Source organism: Serratia sp. CY84636 (genome assembly GCF_052166245.1).
In the GTDB taxonomy this organism is placed as follows: Bacteria; Pseudomonadota; Gammaproteobacteria; order Enterobacterales; family Enterobacteriaceae; genus Serratia; species Serratia nevei.
This window is the reverse complement of sequence record NZ_JBJNOX010000001.1, coordinates 432399-447631: the sequence shown is the minus strand read 5'-3', so window position 1 is coordinate 447631 and position 15233 is coordinate 432399. Positions and strand designations below refer to the sequence as shown.

General features: G+C 61.5%; 13 protein-coding genes. 10 read left to right on the top strand and 3 right to left on the bottom strand.

Features of this window, described 5'->3' with window-relative positions:
- Positions 1-20 precede the first annotated feature (20 nt).
- From ACJ8QI_RS02265 to gpmA, 7 genes are all read left to right on the top strand, one after another.
- Complete coding sequence (locus ACJ8QI_RS02265; protein WP_060423670.1) at positions 21-593, top strand: cysteine hydrolase family protein; 573 nt, start codon at positions 21-23, stop codon at positions 591-593.
- Positions 594-760: 167 nt separating this feature from the next.
- Positions 761-1582 (top strand): CPBP family intramembrane glutamic endopeptidase, encoded by an 822-nt coding sequence (locus ACJ8QI_RS02260; protein WP_060440498.1) that lies wholly within the window; start codon positions 761-763, stop codon positions 1580-1582.
- A 284-nt stretch (positions 1583-1866) separates the two neighbouring features.
- A complete protein-coding gene (gene galT, locus ACJ8QI_RS02255) occupies positions 1867-2919 on the top strand; it encodes a galactose-1-phosphate uridylyltransferase (RefSeq protein WP_070914095.1) in 1053 nt (350 codons plus the stop codon).
- A complete protein-coding gene (galK, locus tag ACJ8QI_RS02250) occupies positions 2916-4067 on the top strand; it encodes a galactokinase (RefSeq protein ID WP_442532009.1) in 1152 nt (383 codons plus the stop codon). The genes galT and galK overlap by 4 nt, the downstream gene beginning before the upstream one ends.
- Positions 4061-5104 carry a galactose-1-epimerase gene (galM, locus tag ACJ8QI_RS02245; protein WP_442532008.1) on the top strand — a complete coding sequence of 348 codons (1044 nt, stop codon included), beginning with the start codon at positions 4061-4063 and terminating at the stop codon, positions 5102-5104. Before galK ends, galM begins: the two co-directional genes overlap by 7 nt.
- Before the next feature lie 197 nt (positions 5105-5301).
- Positions 5302-5649: a PsiF family protein gene (locus tag ACJ8QI_RS02240; RefSeq protein WP_048232954.1), complete on the top strand. Its 348-nt coding sequence runs from the start codon at positions 5302-5304 to the stop codon at positions 5647-5649.
- Between the two features lie 215 nt (positions 5650-5864).
- Positions 5865-6617, top strand: a complete 753-nt coding sequence (gene gpmA, locus ACJ8QI_RS02235) for a 2,3-diphosphoglycerate-dependent phosphoglycerate mutase (protein WP_004939834.1) — start codon at positions 5865-5867, stop codon at positions 6615-6617.
- A gap of 56 nt (positions 6618-6673) precedes the next feature.
- Here the strand turns inward: gpmA and ACJ8QI_RS02230 are convergent, their stop codons facing one another.
- The 3 genes from ACJ8QI_RS02230 to aroG form a co-directional block, all read right to left on the bottom strand.
- The gene (locus ACJ8QI_RS02230) at positions 6674-7717 is read right to left on the bottom strand and encodes a M48 family metallopeptidase (RefSeq protein WP_442532007.1); all 1044 of its coding nucleotides are present in this window, start codon (positions 7715-7717) and stop codon (positions 6674-6676) included.
- 7 nt (positions 7718-7724) lie between these two features.
- Positions 7725-8915, bottom strand: a complete 1191-nt coding sequence (locus ACJ8QI_RS02225; protein ID WP_060440731.1) for a YjgN family protein — start codon at positions 8913-8915, stop codon at positions 7725-7727.
- Positions 8916-9180: 265 nt separating this feature from the next.
- Positions 9181-10233 carry a 3-deoxy-7-phosphoheptulonate synthase AroG gene (aroG, locus tag ACJ8QI_RS02220; RefSeq protein WP_047568857.1) on the bottom strand — a complete coding sequence of 351 codons (1053 nt, stop codon included), beginning with the start codon at positions 10231-10233 and terminating at the stop codon, positions 9181-9183.
- A 212-nt stretch (positions 10234-10445) separates the two neighbouring features.
- On the opposite strand from aroG, the gene ACJ8QI_RS02215 reads away from it, so the two are divergent.
- The 3 genes from ACJ8QI_RS02215 to zitB are packed head-to-tail and all read left to right on the top strand — an operon-like array spanning position 10446 to position 15210.
- The gene (locus tag ACJ8QI_RS02215) at positions 10446-11051 is read left to right on the top strand and encodes a response regulator (RefSeq protein WP_038877570.1); all 606 of its coding nucleotides are present in this window, start codon (positions 10446-10448) and stop codon (positions 11049-11051) included.
- On the top strand, positions 11048-14248 hold the full coding sequence (locus ACJ8QI_RS02210) for an ATP-binding protein (RefSeq protein ID WP_442532006.1): 3201 nt from the start codon (positions 11048-11050) through the stop codon (positions 14246-14248). Before ACJ8QI_RS02215 ends, ACJ8QI_RS02210 begins: the two co-directional genes overlap by 4 nt.
- Positions 14248-15210 (top strand): CDF family zinc transporter ZitB, encoded by a 963-nt coding sequence (gene zitB / locus ACJ8QI_RS02205; protein ID WP_033637476.1) that lies wholly within the window; start codon positions 14248-14250, stop codon positions 15208-15210. Before ACJ8QI_RS02210 ends, zitB begins: the two co-directional genes overlap by 1 nt.
- Positions 15211-15233 lie beyond the last annotated feature (23 nt).

Genomic DNA, 15233 nt, shown 5'->3' with positions numbered 1-15233 from the left:
GGCCATTTTCTGGAGACGCCATGTCCGCTGCGTTGATTATTATCGACCTGATCGAGGATCTGATCGGGCCCAAAGGGCGCGCCAACCACTGCCGCGAACAGGTGGTGGCGACCCACCTGCTCGCCAACGTCAATGCCGCCGCGGCCTACGCCCGGGTGCGAAAAATCCCGGTGATTTGGGTGCGGGTGGGATTCGCCGACGATTATCATGATATTCCCCCCCACTCGCCGCTGTTCAACCATTTGAAACAGATAGGCGCGCTGCGGCTTAACAGCCCGGGCTGCCGCTGGATGCCCGAACTGCATCAGGAAGAGACCGATCTGCTGTTTGAAAAAACGGCGGTAAGCGCCTTCTCCGGTAACAATTTGTTAGCCTGGCTGCGGCAGCATCGGTGCCATCATCTGCTGCTGGCGGGCGTCAGCACGCCGCTCGCCATCGAGAGCACCGCGCGTCAGGCGCACGACGCCGGCTTTCAGGTGACCGTGCTGCACGACCTGTGCGCGGCCCCCACGCAGGAGATCCACCAGCAGAGCCTGGACACCCTGCAAAACCTGGCCGAAATCACCCGCTCGCAGGCCTGGATGAAAGGCTGACCCGCGTTGTCGCCGGTCGTGTGGGCCGGCATCATGCACAAATCCGTCACTGCCCCGACCTTTAGCGTCATTTGGGTGTGCTACTATCCGCTTTAGCGCTCAATTTCGCCATCATCGCACGCCGCAAAGGCGCTGAGCGCCGTGTACATATTTTAAAGGGACATATTATGTGGGGCGTACTGGCTGCTTCGTTATTTTTCTTGCCGTTTAACCGGCTGATAGCCTGGGTGATCCTGGCCGCCTCGGCGGGCATGGGGCTTTATCATGGGGTACTGACGCCACTCAGCCTGAGTTATCTGCTGGCGATCGTAGCGTTGGCGGGGCTGCGTCACCATTTTCGCGAGCAGCGTAATCTGGCGATCGCGTTCGAAGGCTTGGTGGTCGCCGGCTGCATCGCGCTGTTCTTGCATCTGGTGCCGGGCATCCACAACCAGCTGATGATCGACGGCGACAAAGCCGGCCCGCTCAGCGCGCCGTTCACCATGTATTACAACTTCGACAAGGCGATGGTGCCCTTCCTGCTGTTCGCCTGCTTGCCCACGCTGTTCAGAACCGATAAAGCGGAAAAAAGCGTCGCCTCAGGTTCCTGGATTGCATTGATCATCAGCGTACCGGCGCTGTTGCTGCTGGCCGTGGCGCTGGGCGGTTTAAAAATCGAACTGCATGCGCCCGCCTGGATCCTGCCGTTCGTGATGGCGAACCTGTTCTTCGTCTGCATGGCCGAAGAAGCGCTGTTTCGCGGCTACCTGCAACAGCGCCTCAGCCAATGGCTGGGGGCCTGGCCGGCGCTGATCGTCGCCGCCCTGGTGTTCGGCGCCGCGCATTTGGCCGGCGGCATGCTGATGGTGATCTTCGCGACGCTGGCCGGCGTGATCTACGGCCTGGCATGGATGTGGAGCGGCCGCCTGTGGGTGCCGATTCTGTTCCATTTCGGGCTTAACCTCACCCATCTGCTGTTCTTCACCTACCCGCTGTATCAGCACCCCTGACGGCTGACGCCGGCAGAGAGCCTCTCTCTGCCGGTTGACCAGGTGAAAACGCTATCACCGGCAGCTCACCGCAATCCCCTCAAGCACGTAGCCACCGGCTCATCTCCGCGTATCCGGCGCTTTTCAATGAAGTGTAAACGATTCCATTTTTCGCGTTAGATCACCTTTTTATCGCCGCGAGCATGCTATCTTTTTGCGCAATGTACTCTCCCTTTTCAGCAACGGGCGTATCAAGACGGCGGCTGAAAGCGATTACACCTCGTCGACGCCAAGAAAGGAACCGTATGACGGCATTTAACCCTATCGATCATCCACACCGCCGCTATAACCCGCTGAGCGGCCAATGGGTGCTGGTCTCACCGCACCGCGCCAAGCGCCCCTGGCAGGGCCAACAAGAGGCCGTCCCCACGGAAACGCTGCCGGCGCACGATCCCGACTGTTTCCTGTGCCCGGGCAACGCGCGCGTCACCGGCGATCGCAATCCGGATTATCGCGGCACTTACGTCTTCACCAACGATTTCGCCGCGCTGATGAGCGATACGCCGCCGGCGCCCGACAGCCAGGATCCTTTGATGCGCAGCCAGAGCGCGCGCGGCGTCAGCCGGGTGATCTGCTTCTCTCCCGATCACAGCAAGACCCTGCCCGAATTGACGCTGCCGGCGCTGGAGCAGGTGGTCGCCGCCTGGCAGGCGCAAACCGATGAGCTGGGCAGGCAGTACCCCTGGGTACAGCTGTTCGAAAACAAAGGCGCGGCGATGGGCTGCTCCAACCCGCACCCGCACGGGCAGGTCTGGGCCAACAGTTTTCTGCCGAACGAGGCCGAGCGCGAAGATCGCCTGCAACACGAGTATTTTCGGGAACATGCCTCCCCGCTGCTGCTGGACTACGCACAGCGCGAGCTGGCCGCCGGCGAACGCATCGTGGTGAACACCGAACACTGGCTGGCGGTGGTGCCCTACTGGGCCGCCTGGCCGTTTGAAACGCTGCTGCTGCCGAAAGCGGCGGTGCAGCGCATTACCGATCTCAGCGCGGCACAAAGCCAAGATCTGGCGCTGGCGCTGAAGAAGCTGACCAGCCGCTACGACAACCTGTTCCAGTGCTCCTTCCCCTATTCGATGGGATGGCACGGTGCGCCGTTCAACGGTGCCGACAATCGGCACTGGCAGCTGCACGCCCATTTCTACCCACCGCTGCTGCGTTCAGCCAGCGTGCGCAAATTTATGGTCGGTTACGAGATGCTGGCGGAAACCCAGCGCGACCTGACCGCCGAACAGGCCGCAGCGCGTCTGCGCGCCGTCAGCGATATTCATTACCGTGAAGCCGGAGCCCAAGCATGAGCCTGAAACCGCTTACCCATTCCCTGTTTACCGAACACTTCGGTTACGCGCCGGCGTTGACCATCCAGGCGCCGGGGCGGGTGAACCTGATCGGCGAGCATACCGATTACAACGACGGCTTCGTACTGCCCTGCGCCATCGATTATCAAACCATCATCGCCTGCGCCAAGCGCGACGACCGCCAGATCCGCGTCCTCGCCGCCGATTATCAGAATCAGCAGGATCAATTCTCGCTCGACGATCCGATCGTCAGCCACCCCGATCAGCGCTGGTCCGACTATGTGCGCGGCGTGGTGAAGCACCTTCAGCGCCGCAGCGCCGACTTCGGCGGCGCGGATCTGGTGATCGCCGGTAATGTGCCGCAAGGGGCGGGGCTCAGCTCCTCCGCCGCACTGGAAGTGGCGGTGGGCCAGGCGCTGCAGGCGCTCTATCAGCTGCCGCTGGACGGCGTAGCGCTGGCGCTGAACGGCCAGGAGGCGGAGAACCAATTCGTCGGCTGCAACTGCGGTATCATGGACCAGCTGATCTCCGCGCTCGGCCGGCGCGACAGCGCTCTGCTGATCGACTGCCGCTCGCTGGAAACCCGTGCGGTACCGATGCCGGACAACGTCGCGGTGGTGATCGTCAACTCCAATGTGCAACGCGGGCTGGTGGACAGCGAATACAACACCCGCCGCAAACAGTGCGAGGAAGCGGCGCGGTTCTTCGGCGTCAAGGCGCTGCGCGACGTCAGCCCCGAACAGTTTGAGGCGCGTCAACACCAGCTCGATCCGTTAGTGGCCAAACGCGCGCGCCATGTGATCAGCGAGAACGCCCGCACGCTGGCAGCGGCCGAGGCGCTGGCGGCCGGCGATCTGCAGCACATGGGCCGGCTGATGGCGGAGTCGCACGCCTCGATGCGCGACGACTTTGAAATCACCGTGCCGCCGATCGATAAGCTGGTCGAGATCGTCAAAGCGACGATCGGCCCACGCGGCGGCGTGCGCATGACCGGCGGCGGCTTTGGCGGCTGTATCGTCGCGCTGATGCCGCAAGATCTCGTGGAGACGGTGCGTGCCGCCGTGGCGCACGAGTATCCGCGGCAAACCGGCGGATTGCAGGAAACCTTCTATGTCTGCCAGGCTTCGCAAGGCGCCGGCCTATGCTGACGGCAACGGCGGCACTCGCCCCCGATGGTCAGCCTTATCAGCTGACGCAGCTGCAAAACGCCGGCGGCATGACGGTGACGCTGATGGACTGGGGCGCCACCTGGCTGTCCGCCGTCTTGCCGCTTAAATCCGGTGAAAGGCGCGAGCTGCTGCTAGGTTGCCGCAGCCCGGCGGACTACCAACGTCAGGGCGCCTATCTGGGCGCCACCGTCGGCCGTTACGCCAACCGCATCGCCAACGCCAGTCTGCCCATCGACGGGAAACCCCATGCGCTGGCCGCCAATCAGGGCGCCCACCAGCTGCACGGCGGCCCCGACGGCTTCCATGCCCGCCGCTGGCGCCGGGTACAGCACGATGCGCAGCAGGTCTGCTATGCGCTGCACTCGGCGGAGGGCGATCAGGGTTTCCCGGGCAATCTCGACGTGCAGGTCTGCTACCGCCTGACCGCCGACAATCGCGTGGAAATCAGCTATCTGGCACAGGTCGATCGCCCCTGCCCGGTCAACCTGACCAACCACGCCTATTTCAATCTGGACGGTGCCGGCACCGACGCCCGCGCCCAGCGGCTGCAGCTGTTCGCCGATCGCTATCTGCCCGTCGACGCCGAGGGCATTCCCTGTGCCGGGCTGACGCCGGTGGACGGCAGCGGCATGGATTTCCGCCAGCCGAAAACGCTGCTGCAGGATTTTCTGCGCGACCGCGACCAGCAGCGGGTAAAAGGCTACGATCACGCTTTTCTGCTGCACCGCACCTGCGGCGCGCTGGAGTGCCCGGCGGCCCATTTATGGTCCGCCGACGGGCAAGTGCAGATGAGCGTGTTCACCGACGCGCCCGCACTGCAACTCTACAGCGGCAATTATCTGGCCGGCACGCCGGCGCGCGACGGCGGCAGCTATGCCAACCACGCCGGCGTGGCGCTGGAAAGCGAGTTTTTGCCGGACAGCCCGCACCATCCCGAATGGCCACAGCCGGACTGTTGGCTGCAGCCGGGGAGCCGCTACCGCAGCGCCACGCATTATCAGTTTTATCCTATCTGACCCGCCACGCCCCTCGCCACGCGGCCGGGGGCGATTTGTTATAAATGCTTACCTTTTAGCGCTATTCCCCCGCCGGCGCCCACCTTTCCTTATTCCAAAGCGCGCACTACACTCAGGCTACCGTGATAAGCACAACGCCTTGTGCAACGTCACAATTTTCGGCCGATGGCGGCCAATCAATAGCTGAAGGAACACCTATGCGTCTGATTACTGCACTTCCATTGCTGGCGGGCTTAATGCTGAGCACCAATCTGATGGCGGCCGACGCGACGACGGCGACAAAAACGCCTTCGCCGGCGCAGGCGGCCCAACAGAAACGCATGACCGATTGCAACCAACAGGCATCCACCAAGTCGCTGAAAGGCGCGGATCGCTCCACCTTTATGAGCACCTGTCTGAAATCTGAAGGCGCCGCCGCGACGGGCAAAACCCTGACGCCGCAGCAGCAGAAAATGAAAACCTGCAACGCCGACGCCAAGACCAAGAACCTGAAGGGCGACGCGCGTAAAACCTTCATGAGCAGCTGCCTGAAAAAATCGGCCTGATTTGCCCCACGCCACGGCGCGCCCGAAGCGATTTCGGCGCGCCGTTTCCCCCTCGCAGCGCCAGCCTGAACGATTCAGCTTTTTCCTTTCGCCAGCCCTTACTTTGCGGCAAGAAATTGGCTATGGTTAGACACTATCGATTGCCGAGCCCCGGCCCGCGGCAATATAATGATTTTCGTTATCATTGAAATGTCAGATTATTAAGGAGTTAAGCTATGGCTGTAACTAAGCTGGTTCTGGTGCGTCACGGCGAAAGCCAGTGGAACCAAGAAAACCGCTTCACCGGTTGGTATGATGTCGATCTGTCCGACAAGGGCCGTACCGAAGCGAAAGCAGCAGGCAAGCTGTTGAAAGAAGAAGGGTTCACTTTCGACTTCGCTTACACCTCCGTACTGAAGCGCGCGATCCACACCCTGTGGAACATCCTCGACGAGCTGGATCAGGCCTGGTTGCCGACCGAAAAATCCTGGAAGCTGAACGAACGTCATTACGGCGCGCTGCAGGGTCTGAACAAAGCGGAAACCGCTGAAAAATACGGCGACGAGCAGGTGAAACAATGGCGTCGCGGCTTCGCGGTGACCCCACCTGAGCTGACCAAAGAAGACGAACGCTACCCTGGCCACGATCCGCGCTACGCCTCGCTGACCGAGCAAGAGCTGCCGCTGACCGAAAGCCTGGCGCTGACCATCGATCGCGTGATTCCTTACTGGGACGAAGAGATCCTGCCACGCATCAAGAGCGGCGAGCGCGTGATCGTTGCGGCGCACGGCAACTCGCTGCGCGCGCTGGTGAAATACCTGGATAACCTGAGCGAAGACGAAATCCTCGAGCTGAACATCCCAACCGGCGTGCCGTTGGTGTATGAGTTTGACGAGAACTTCAAGCCAACCAAACGTTACTACCTGGGTAACGCCGACGAGATCGCTGCAAAAGCGGCCGCCGTGGCAAACCAGGGTAAAGCGAAGTAATTTCGCCCGTTAACGAAAAAGCCCCCGGTGAAAACCGGGGGCTTTTTTATTACTGATTACTGTGGCGACTGCTGCGCCATCGCACCGTTCACCGCGTCCAGCCGTTCCTGCATCGCCGGGTGGGTGCTGAGCCAGGCCGGCAGCGCCCAGTCATCGGCCTGTTCTCGTTCAGGCGCCTGCGCCAACGCGCGGTAGATCGCTGCCATTTGCGCCAGCGAACGCCCCTGTCGCTGCATTTCCGCTATCGCGAACGCATCCGCCTCGCGCTCCATCCCGCGGGAAAACTGCATCTCATTCACGAAGGACGCAGACTGCAGCAGCGTATCGCCGATGCCGCTGACGTCACCGGTCATCCACATCAGCGTCAACGCCACCAGCGACGAACGCACCAGCATGCGCATTGGGTGGCGATGAGCGTGGTGCCCCATCTCATGCAACATGACTGCCGCCAGCCCATCGTCGTTTTTCGCCAGGGCGACCAGACTATCGCTGAGCACCAGCGTGCCGTCCGGCAACATAAAGGCGTTCGGCGCACCGGGCACCGCCATCAGCTTCAACGACAGCGGCGTACGCGCCTCACGCATTTCGGCCGGCATCACCTGCCGGAACAGCTGCTGCAACGCCCGCTGCCGCTCGGCCGGGAGTGCAGAAGGCTTGAAGCCGCTCTGGCTTAAAAACGTCTGCGTGTGTTCGCCCAGCGTCTGTTCCACCGAGGTGGGGATGCGCATCGCGATCTCGCTGCTCGCCCACGGCAGCACGACGTAAACGTAGGCCACGACCGCCAGCAGCGTCATCAGCAGCGCCAGAGCGACGCCGCGTTTGTGGCGTTCCAGGCGATGCACCCAGCCCGGCGAACGGCGCTGATAGAACCAGCGGCGAAACGCCGCGTCGTCGTCCGGCACAAAGCGCGCGCCGTCCTTAAAGGTCAGCGTTAGCGGAATATTGCCCAGCGCCGCAGAGACGGTGATGTCCGCCAAGGGGATGTAACGTTGCTCATCCTGCCGCTGCAGCGTCACGCCCTCGCCGCTTTCGTTCACCAGCAGGCGGGCCGCCTCACGTGCGGCCCGCCCCGGCAACTGATAGGCGCCCTCAAGGATCATCGGCGCCTCAGAAGCTGCCGCCCAGATCCAGCGCCTGCACCGCTTCTTCAGCCACCGCGCTGTTGGCGGTTTCCTGATGCGCCGCGATGTCCAGCAATGCCAGATCGCCTTCAACCGCCGTGCACTCCGCCAGATAACGGGCGTGACGCACTTCCGCCACCGGCGCAGCAAAGCCGAGCGAGAACAGCGTGATCAGGGTATTGGTGATCAACAGCCCCATATACGGCAGGGTCTGCATGGAAGAGTGCAATTTGATGCTGCCGTTCAGCGTCGCCTGGTTAAACAGATAGTTGCGTTGGGCGACAATCTGGTAGCTACCGGCAATCAAGGCGCCAACCAGCAACACCACCATCATCAGCAGCAGGCTGCCAATATTCTCCAACACCAGCAAGTCGGCGGTTTCATCCGTCAGTATGCCCATCAATACCATTTGGTACAGCGACAGCATGAACGACCCCATACACACCAGCGCCGCCAACATAAACGGCAGGAAAATGAGCAGGCCGATCAAGGCAAATTTGATAAAGGCCGACTTTTTCAGTTCGGCAATAAACGGCGTGCGGCCGAAGAACAGATTATTAACGTACAGATCGTGCTGCAGCGCGCTAATAATACCGTTGACGGCGGCGAATGCCGGCACGGCCAACAGCAACGTCAACACCAGCATCAGGCCGATGGCGTTAATGCTGTCAAAGCTGCTGCCAATACTGAGCAAAATGATTAAGCCGACATAAAGCCCGATAATCAGTAATAGCGGGCAGAACAGTAGCGCCCAATAAGCGCGCCCGGTGCGGCAAACATAATTAAAACGCACGCCGCGATAGCTCGACATAATCGCATTGTAGCGCCAGCTGCGAATCACCACCCATGGCAGCAGGGCAAGCAACACCAATAAGGCCAGCAGCCCCAGCAGCGGCGCCACCGCCAGCAGGATGTAAAACACGATGATACCGCCGATCACCAACAGCCGCCCTTTCAGAATTTGCAGCGGCTGCGCATGGTAATCGAAACGATCGCCGTCCAATTCCGTGTTGCCGTAAAAATAGCGGCGACGACGCACCGTCGCCCAGGCGGAATAGATGCCCAGGGTCACGATGGTCAATAATGCATTGACTAACCAAATAGCGAAGTACTCGCCGCCTTTCCCATGGAATTTAATCCGGTGCAGCCCCAGCGGCTGCGAGGTATTGCTTGTCATAATTCTTTCGTCCTGAAAGGAATAGGTCATACCACTCCCCGCTTATTTGTCATGCGGGGTTTGTGGAATAAAAAAGCGTCTTATATAAGCACAATGCCATGAGCAGTGACAATTATTCTTTTATTAAATAGGAATAATGCGAAGGAGGTCGCTTAATGATTTCATTGGCCTATTAATTGTAAGCCTTAAATGAGTGGGATATATAGAGGTGCAATGACAAGGATAAAACAAGGGCCCGGCTGCCAGGCCCTTGTCATTTTAGCGATTATCCGCGGCGCGCTTTCACCGCCGCCGCCAGATCGCGCAGCACGGTTTCGGTGTCCTGCCAGCCGATGCAGCCGTCGGTCACGCTCTTGCCGTAAACCAGCGGTTCGCCGCTTTCAAGGTTCTGGTTGCCTTCCACCAGGTGGCTTTCGATCATCACGCCGATGATCGCTTTTTCACCGCCGCTAATCTGCCCGCAAACGTCAGCGCTCACGTCCATCTGCTTTTTGAACTGTTTGCTGCTGTTGGCATGGCTGAAATCGATCATCACCTGCGCCGGCAGCCCGGCTTTGCTCAGGCCGGCTTTGACGTCCTTCACGTGCGCCGCGCTGTAGTTCGGCTCTTTGCCGCCGCGCAGAATAATGTGACAGTCGCCGTTGCCGCTGGTGTTAACGATCGCCGAGTGGCCCCACTTGGTTACCGACAGGAAACAGTGCGGCGCGCCGGCGGCGTTGATGGCGTCGATCGCCACCTTGATGGTGCCGTCGGTGCCGTTCTTGAAGCCGACCGGGCATGAGAGGCCGGAGGCCAGCTCGCGGTGCACCTGCGATTCCGTGGTGCGCGCGCCGATGGCGCCCCAGCTCATCAGATCCGCCAGGTACTGCGGCGTGATCATGTCGAGGAATTCGCCCGCGGCCGGCAGGCCGCTGTCGTTGATCTCCACCAGCAGCTTGCGCGCCAGGCGCAGACCGTCGTTGATGTTGAAGCTGTTGTCCATCTGCGGATCGTTGATCAGGCCTTTCCAGCCCACGGTGGTGCGCGGTTTTTCGAAGTATACGCGCATGACCACTTCCAGCTCGCCCTTCAGTTCTTCACGCAGCGCCAGCAGGCGCCCCGCGTACTCTTTGGCGGCTTGGGTATCGTGGATAGAGCAAGGGCCAATCACCACCAGCAGGCGATCGTCGCTGCCGCGGAGGATATTGTGAATTGCGCTGCGGGCCTGGGACACCGTCTTTGCTGCGCGTTCAGTGGCCGGGAATTTCTCCAGCAAAGCCACCGGCGGCAGGAGTTCCTTAATATCATTAATGCGTAAATCGTCGTTTTGGTAATTCATAGCTTTTCCATTCGGTATCGAGGGGTATTTCGCAGTGCGTAACGGTGTAGATCCCAACAATCTAGCCTGTGGGAATGGCGCTGTAAATCACCTTTGCCCCCCTCCGCTGGAACCGCCAAATTAACAGCAGATTGTGCTGTTTCATCAGGGGAGCGCAGAGCCTCCTTTTTCGCTATGCTAGCGATCGGAATATAAAGCGACCCGAGTTGAACATGCCCTCTCTGTTATTAGTTGATGACCACCCGGTGGTTCATGTCGCACTGGAAGCGGCGCTAATGAAATCATCCCGCCCCTACCGCCTGCAGGCGGCGCAGGACGACGTCCAGGCGCTGGCCCTGCTGGCCGAGGCCGCTTTCGGCCTGGTGATCCTGGATATCGGCCTGCCGCAGGTCGACGGGCTGCAGCTGTTGAAAAAAATCCGCCGCCGCTACCCGCAGCAGCCGATCCTGATCTATACCGCGCAGGAGGCCGAGGTCTATGCGCGCATGGCCCATGCCGCCGGGGCCAACGGTTTCGTCAATAAAGGCAGCTCGTTGGCAGAGCTGGTACAGGCGATCGAGCAGGTGCTGGACGGTGAAACCCACTTCCCCGCCGCCGCGCTGGCCGAAGAAGCGCCGACGGCGGACGGTGGGCTGCTCACTCCCAAAGAGCTCGAAGTGCTGGGCTTGCTGAGCCAGGGGCTGTCCAACCTGCAGATCGCCGATCGGCTGCACATCAGCAACAAGACCGTCAGCACGCACAAGAAGAACATCCAGCGCAAAACCGGCGCCGGCAACCTGCTGGAGCTGGTGGCGGTGTTTAAAGAGCTGGCGCCATGATGCGCCGCGCGCTGCTGCTGCTGATCCTGTGGTGCGGTCTGGCGCAGGCGGCGGAGCCGGTGCGCTATCAGCTGGTCAGCAATCTGAATACCCCCGAGAACATGCTGATCGTCGGCGAGAAAAATCCCTGGCGCGACCGAACGCTGCGCATCGGCATCATCAGTGAGAACACTAGCCCGTACAACATCATCGTGGACAACGATCTGTATGGGCTGAACGCCGACTACCTCGGCTATATCCAGCAGGTAACCGGCATTCGCTTCGCCATTTACGGCTTTGCCGATCTGACCCAGCTGGAGCAGGCGCTGCACGACGGCAAGATCGATCTGCTGTACGGCATCCCGCAGAGTGAGGCGCTGCACGGCCTGGCGATCTCTCAGCCCTATTACGTCAGCAACCTGCGCGTATTGCGCGATCGCAGCAACGATCGACCGGTGATGCTCAACTCCGCCAACGCCCGCGTCGCGATCGGCGCGCTGACCGACATGCAGTCCGGCGGCGCTCTGCAGGCCGTGGCGTCGCAGATCCAGCGCTACGACAACAATCTGCAGGCGGTCTACTCGTTGCTCAACGGCAGCAGCGACTACTTTATCGCCGACGAGGCCAGCGCCAGCTTTATCATCGACCAGCTGCAGCTCGGCCAGCTCTATCAGATTGAAAGCAACGAGAACCTGGGCAACCTGTCCTTCGTGTTCGCCGCCGCCGACTCACGGCTGATAGACACGCTGGACACCGCCATCGCCGACGCGCCGATGGAGCTGATGAACGCCCTGCAGAGCCGCTGGAGCAAAAAGATCCCCAGCTACCTCGACACCGGCAATGCCGACCTGACGACGATGGAGAAGAATTGGGTGGCGAGCCACCGCGTGGTTTATTACGCCGCCATCGAGAACAACTTCCCGTTCGCCTACCGCGGCTCTGACGGCCAACCGCGCGGCTACGCCATCGACATTCTCAACATCATCGCGCAAAACACCGGGCTACGTTTCGCACCGCTGTGGGCGCGCAACGCCGAGCAGGCCGATCAGCTGGTGCAGGCCGGCCAGGCCAGCTTCCGCGCCGCCCTGCCGCTGGCGCGCGGCGTCAAGGCGCGCTACGGCGCCAGCATGCCGATCCACCGCTCGCTGTGGGGCGTTTACGTCGGCCAGCACGCCGACGGAATTTCCACCTGGAGCGATTTGGCCGGCAAGCGCATCGGCGTGCTGCAGGGCGATTTGGCGCAGGGGCTGGTGCCGGAACAGGAGCAGACCGTCAGCTTCGCCGACAGCAAGTCGATGTACGACGCGCTGGCCAACGGCCAGTTGGATGCGCTGGTGGATAACGTCATCTCCGCCAACTTTTTGGCGCTGTCGCGCTATTCCGGCGCCATCAAGCTGGCCTTTGCCGCCAACAACATCCCCTACCCGGTGGCCTTCGGCGTGCGCCGCGATCAACCTCTTCTGTTGGCGATCCTCGATAAGAATCTGATGCAGATCCCGGCGGACACCCTGCAATCGCTGCGCGACGAGTGGATCGTCGACCGCAGCAATCTTATCGACGCGGTGAATGACAACCGCATGCCGCCGCAGACCACCTGGCTGCTGGCGCTGCTGGCCGCCGCCACCGTGCTGCTGCTGGCGCTAACGCTGCGCCGTTTCATGCTGCAGCGCCGTGAAAAACGCGAACGCGAAGAACTCGAGCACGCGCGCCGCCGCGCCGAAGCAGAAAACCGCATGAAGAGCAAATTCCTCGCCACCGTCAGCCACGAGCTGCGCACGCCGATGCACGCCATCCTCGGCCTGCTGGAGCTGGAGCTCAAACGCCAACCCGCGCCGGAAGGCCTGCCGGTGATATACAGCTCGGCCTCTTCGCTGCTCAACCTGCTCAACGACCTGCAAGATCACGCCCGGCTGGAAACCGGTTCGCTGACGCTGGCGCCGAAACCGGTGGCGCTGCGCCTCTGGGTAGCGCGCATCGACGCCCTTTACCGGCCGCTGATCGGCGAACGCCCGTTGACGCTGAGCGTGCTGGCGGATCCGGCGCTGCCTGAGGCGGTGATTATTGATGGTGAGCGTTTACTTCAAGTGGCTAACAACCTGATAAACAACGCGATAAAGTTTACACCGCGCGGCACTATTCAGGTCGAGATCGGCTGGCGCGCGCAAGATGAGCGGCAGGGGGAATTGCGATTAACGGTGAACGACAGCGGCTGCGGCATCGCCGCCGATGAGATAGGCAAGCTGTTCCAACCGTTTTACCGCGCGCGCGGCGCGCAACGCATTTCGGTGCAGGGCACCGGTTTGGGACTGTCTATCTGCAAAGAGATCGTCGAACAGATGGGCGGCCGCATCGGGCTGCACTCGCAGCCGGGCGTCGGCACCCGCGTCGAGGTCGCGATACCGGTCGAGCTGAGCGGCGCGGCGCCGGCTGTCGCCCAGGAGGAGCACACCTATGCTCTGCCGTCTTCCGCCTTGCGTACCGCGCTGATCGACGATCACCCCACCAATTTGTTGCTGCTGGAACGCCAGCTGCGCCACTTCGGGCTGCAACCCGCCCGCTTTGAACAAGGCTATGTGCTGTTGAAGGCCCAGCGCCGGCAACCGTTCGATCTGCTGTTTATCGACTATAACATGCCGCGCCCGGACGGGCTGACGCTGGCCAGACTGATCCGCCGCGACGAACAGCGGCTGCAACGCCCGCCTTGCCGCATCGTGCTTTGCTCGGCAGACGTGCAGGAGTTTACCCGCATCCCGCCGGGGCTGGTGGCGATCGACCACTTCCTGACCAAACCGATTTCACTGGCGGCGATCGGCCAGGTATTGGCTCAGCAACCGCAGGCTCAGGAAGAAAAGTCAGTCCTTACTGACCTGCGACAAACGCTGGCCGAAATGGCAGGTGGCGATCGCGCCATGCTGCAGCGGCTGGCGCAGACGCTCGGCGATACGCTGCGCCAAGACCGGCAGCGGCTCGCGGACGCCGTCGCCGCGAGCGACTGGCCGCGCCTGGAGCAGGCGGCGCACCGCATCAAGGGCAGCCTGCTGATGCTGCAGCTGCCGGAAGCCGCGCAGCTGTGCCAGCAGCTGGTGGATACCGCACGTCGGGGCGAGCTTGCCGCCGCCGCTTATACTAAATTAAAGGCGTTAGTGGCGCAGATAGAACCGGAGCTGGACGCTCTGCTCGCCGCCGCCCCCTCTTTCGCTATGCATAAGGATGAATAATGTCGGACACTCCACACGTACACCTGCCGAAAGACAGTAATAGTAAACGCCTACTGACCGCTTTTTTAGTCACCGCCGTCTTTATGGTGGCCGAGGTGGTCGGTGGCCTGTTGTCCGGCTCGCTGGCGCTGTTGGCCGACGCCGGCCATATGTTGACCGATGCCGCCGCGCTGCTGGTGGCGCTGATGGCGGTGCACTTCTCCCAGCGCAAGCCCAACGCGCGCCACACCTTCGGCTATCTGCGCCTCACCACCCTGGCGGCCTTCCTCAACGCCGCAGCGCTGCTGGTGATCGTGGTATTCATCCTGTGGGAGGCGATACGGCGTTTCTTCGAACCGCAGCCGGTGATGGGTACCCCGATGCTGATCATCGCCGTAGCGGGGCTGCTGGCGAACCTGTTCGCCTTCTGGTTGCTGCATCGCGGTAGCGAAGAGAAAAATATCAACGTGCGCGCCGCCGCGCTGCATGTGTTGGGCGACCTGCTCGGTTCGGTGGGCGCCATCGTCGCCGCCATCGTCATTCTTGCCACCGGCTGGACGCCGATTGACCCGATCCTGTCGGTGCTGGTCTCCTGTCTGGTGCTACGCAGCGCCTGGCGGCTGCTGAAGGAGAGTTTCCACGAGCTGTTGGAAGGCACGCCGCAGGAGGTCGATATCGCCAAGCTGCAAAAAGACCTGTGCCTGAATATCCCGGAAGTGCGCAACATCCATCACGTGCATGTCTGGCAGATCGGCGAACAGAAGCTGATGACGCTGCATGCGCAGGTGATCCCGCCGCATGACCACGATGGGCTGTTGCAACGCATTCAGGCTTATCTGTTGGAACACTACAAGATTGGCCATGTGACCATTCAGATGGAGTACCGGCACTGCGAGACGCCGGACTGCGGTATCAACCGGGCGCCGGAGCCGAGTGAACACTCACATGCCGAAGCGCACTCCCATCTGGGACATCGTCACTAAGCCAAGAGGGCGCCACCACGGCG

What these genes read in the sequence shown, in the direction of transcription:
- galT (WP_070914095.1), top strand. Translation starts at nt 1,867, where the DNA reads ATGACGGCATTTAACCCTATCGATCATCCACACCGCCGCTATAACCCG.
- ACJ8QI_RS02230 (WP_442532007.1), bottom strand. Translation starts at nt 7,717, where the DNA reads ATGATCCTTGAGGGCGCCTATCAGTTGCCGGGGCGGGCCGCACGTGAG.
- ACJ8QI_RS02240 (WP_048232954.1), top strand. Translation starts at nt 5,302, where the DNA reads ATGCGTCTGATTACTGCACTTCCATTGCTGGCGGGCTTAATGCTGAGC.
- ACJ8QI_RS02215 (WP_038877570.1), top strand. Translation starts at nt 10,446, where the DNA reads ATGCCCTCTCTGTTATTAGTTGATGACCACCCGGTGGTTCATGTCGCA.
- gpmA (WP_004939834.1), top strand. Translation starts at nt 5,865, where the DNA reads ATGGCTGTAACTAAGCTGGTTCTGGTGCGTCACGGCGAAAGCCAGTGG.
- ACJ8QI_RS02265 (WP_060423670.1), top strand. Translation starts at nt 21, where the DNA reads ATGTCCGCTGCGTTGATTATTATCGACCTGATCGAGGATCTGATCGGG.
- aroG (WP_047568857.1), bottom strand. Translation starts at nt 10,233, where the DNA reads ATGAATTACCAAAACGACGATTTACGCATTAATGATATTAAGGAACTC.
- galK (WP_442532009.1), top strand. Translation starts at nt 2,916, where the DNA reads ATGAGCCTGAAACCGCTTACCCATTCCCTGTTTACCGAACACTTCGGT.
- galM (WP_442532008.1), top strand. Translation starts at nt 4,061, where the DNA reads ATGCTGACGGCAACGGCGGCACTCGCCCCCGATGGTCAGCCTTATCAG.
- zitB (WP_033637476.1), top strand. Translation starts at nt 14,248, where the DNA reads ATGTCGGACACTCCACACGTACACCTGCCGAAAGACAGTAATAGTAAA.
- ACJ8QI_RS02225 (WP_060440731.1), bottom strand. Translation starts at nt 8,915, where the DNA reads ATGACAAGCAATACCTCGCAGCCGCTGGGGCTGCACCGGATTAAATTC.
- ACJ8QI_RS02210 (WP_442532006.1), top strand. Translation starts at nt 11,048, where the DNA reads ATGATGCGCCGCGCGCTGCTGCTGCTGATCCTGTGGTGCGGTCTGGCG.
- ACJ8QI_RS02260 (WP_060440498.1), top strand. Translation starts at nt 761, where the DNA reads ATGTGGGGCGTACTGGCTGCTTCGTTATTTTTCTTGCCGTTTAACCGG.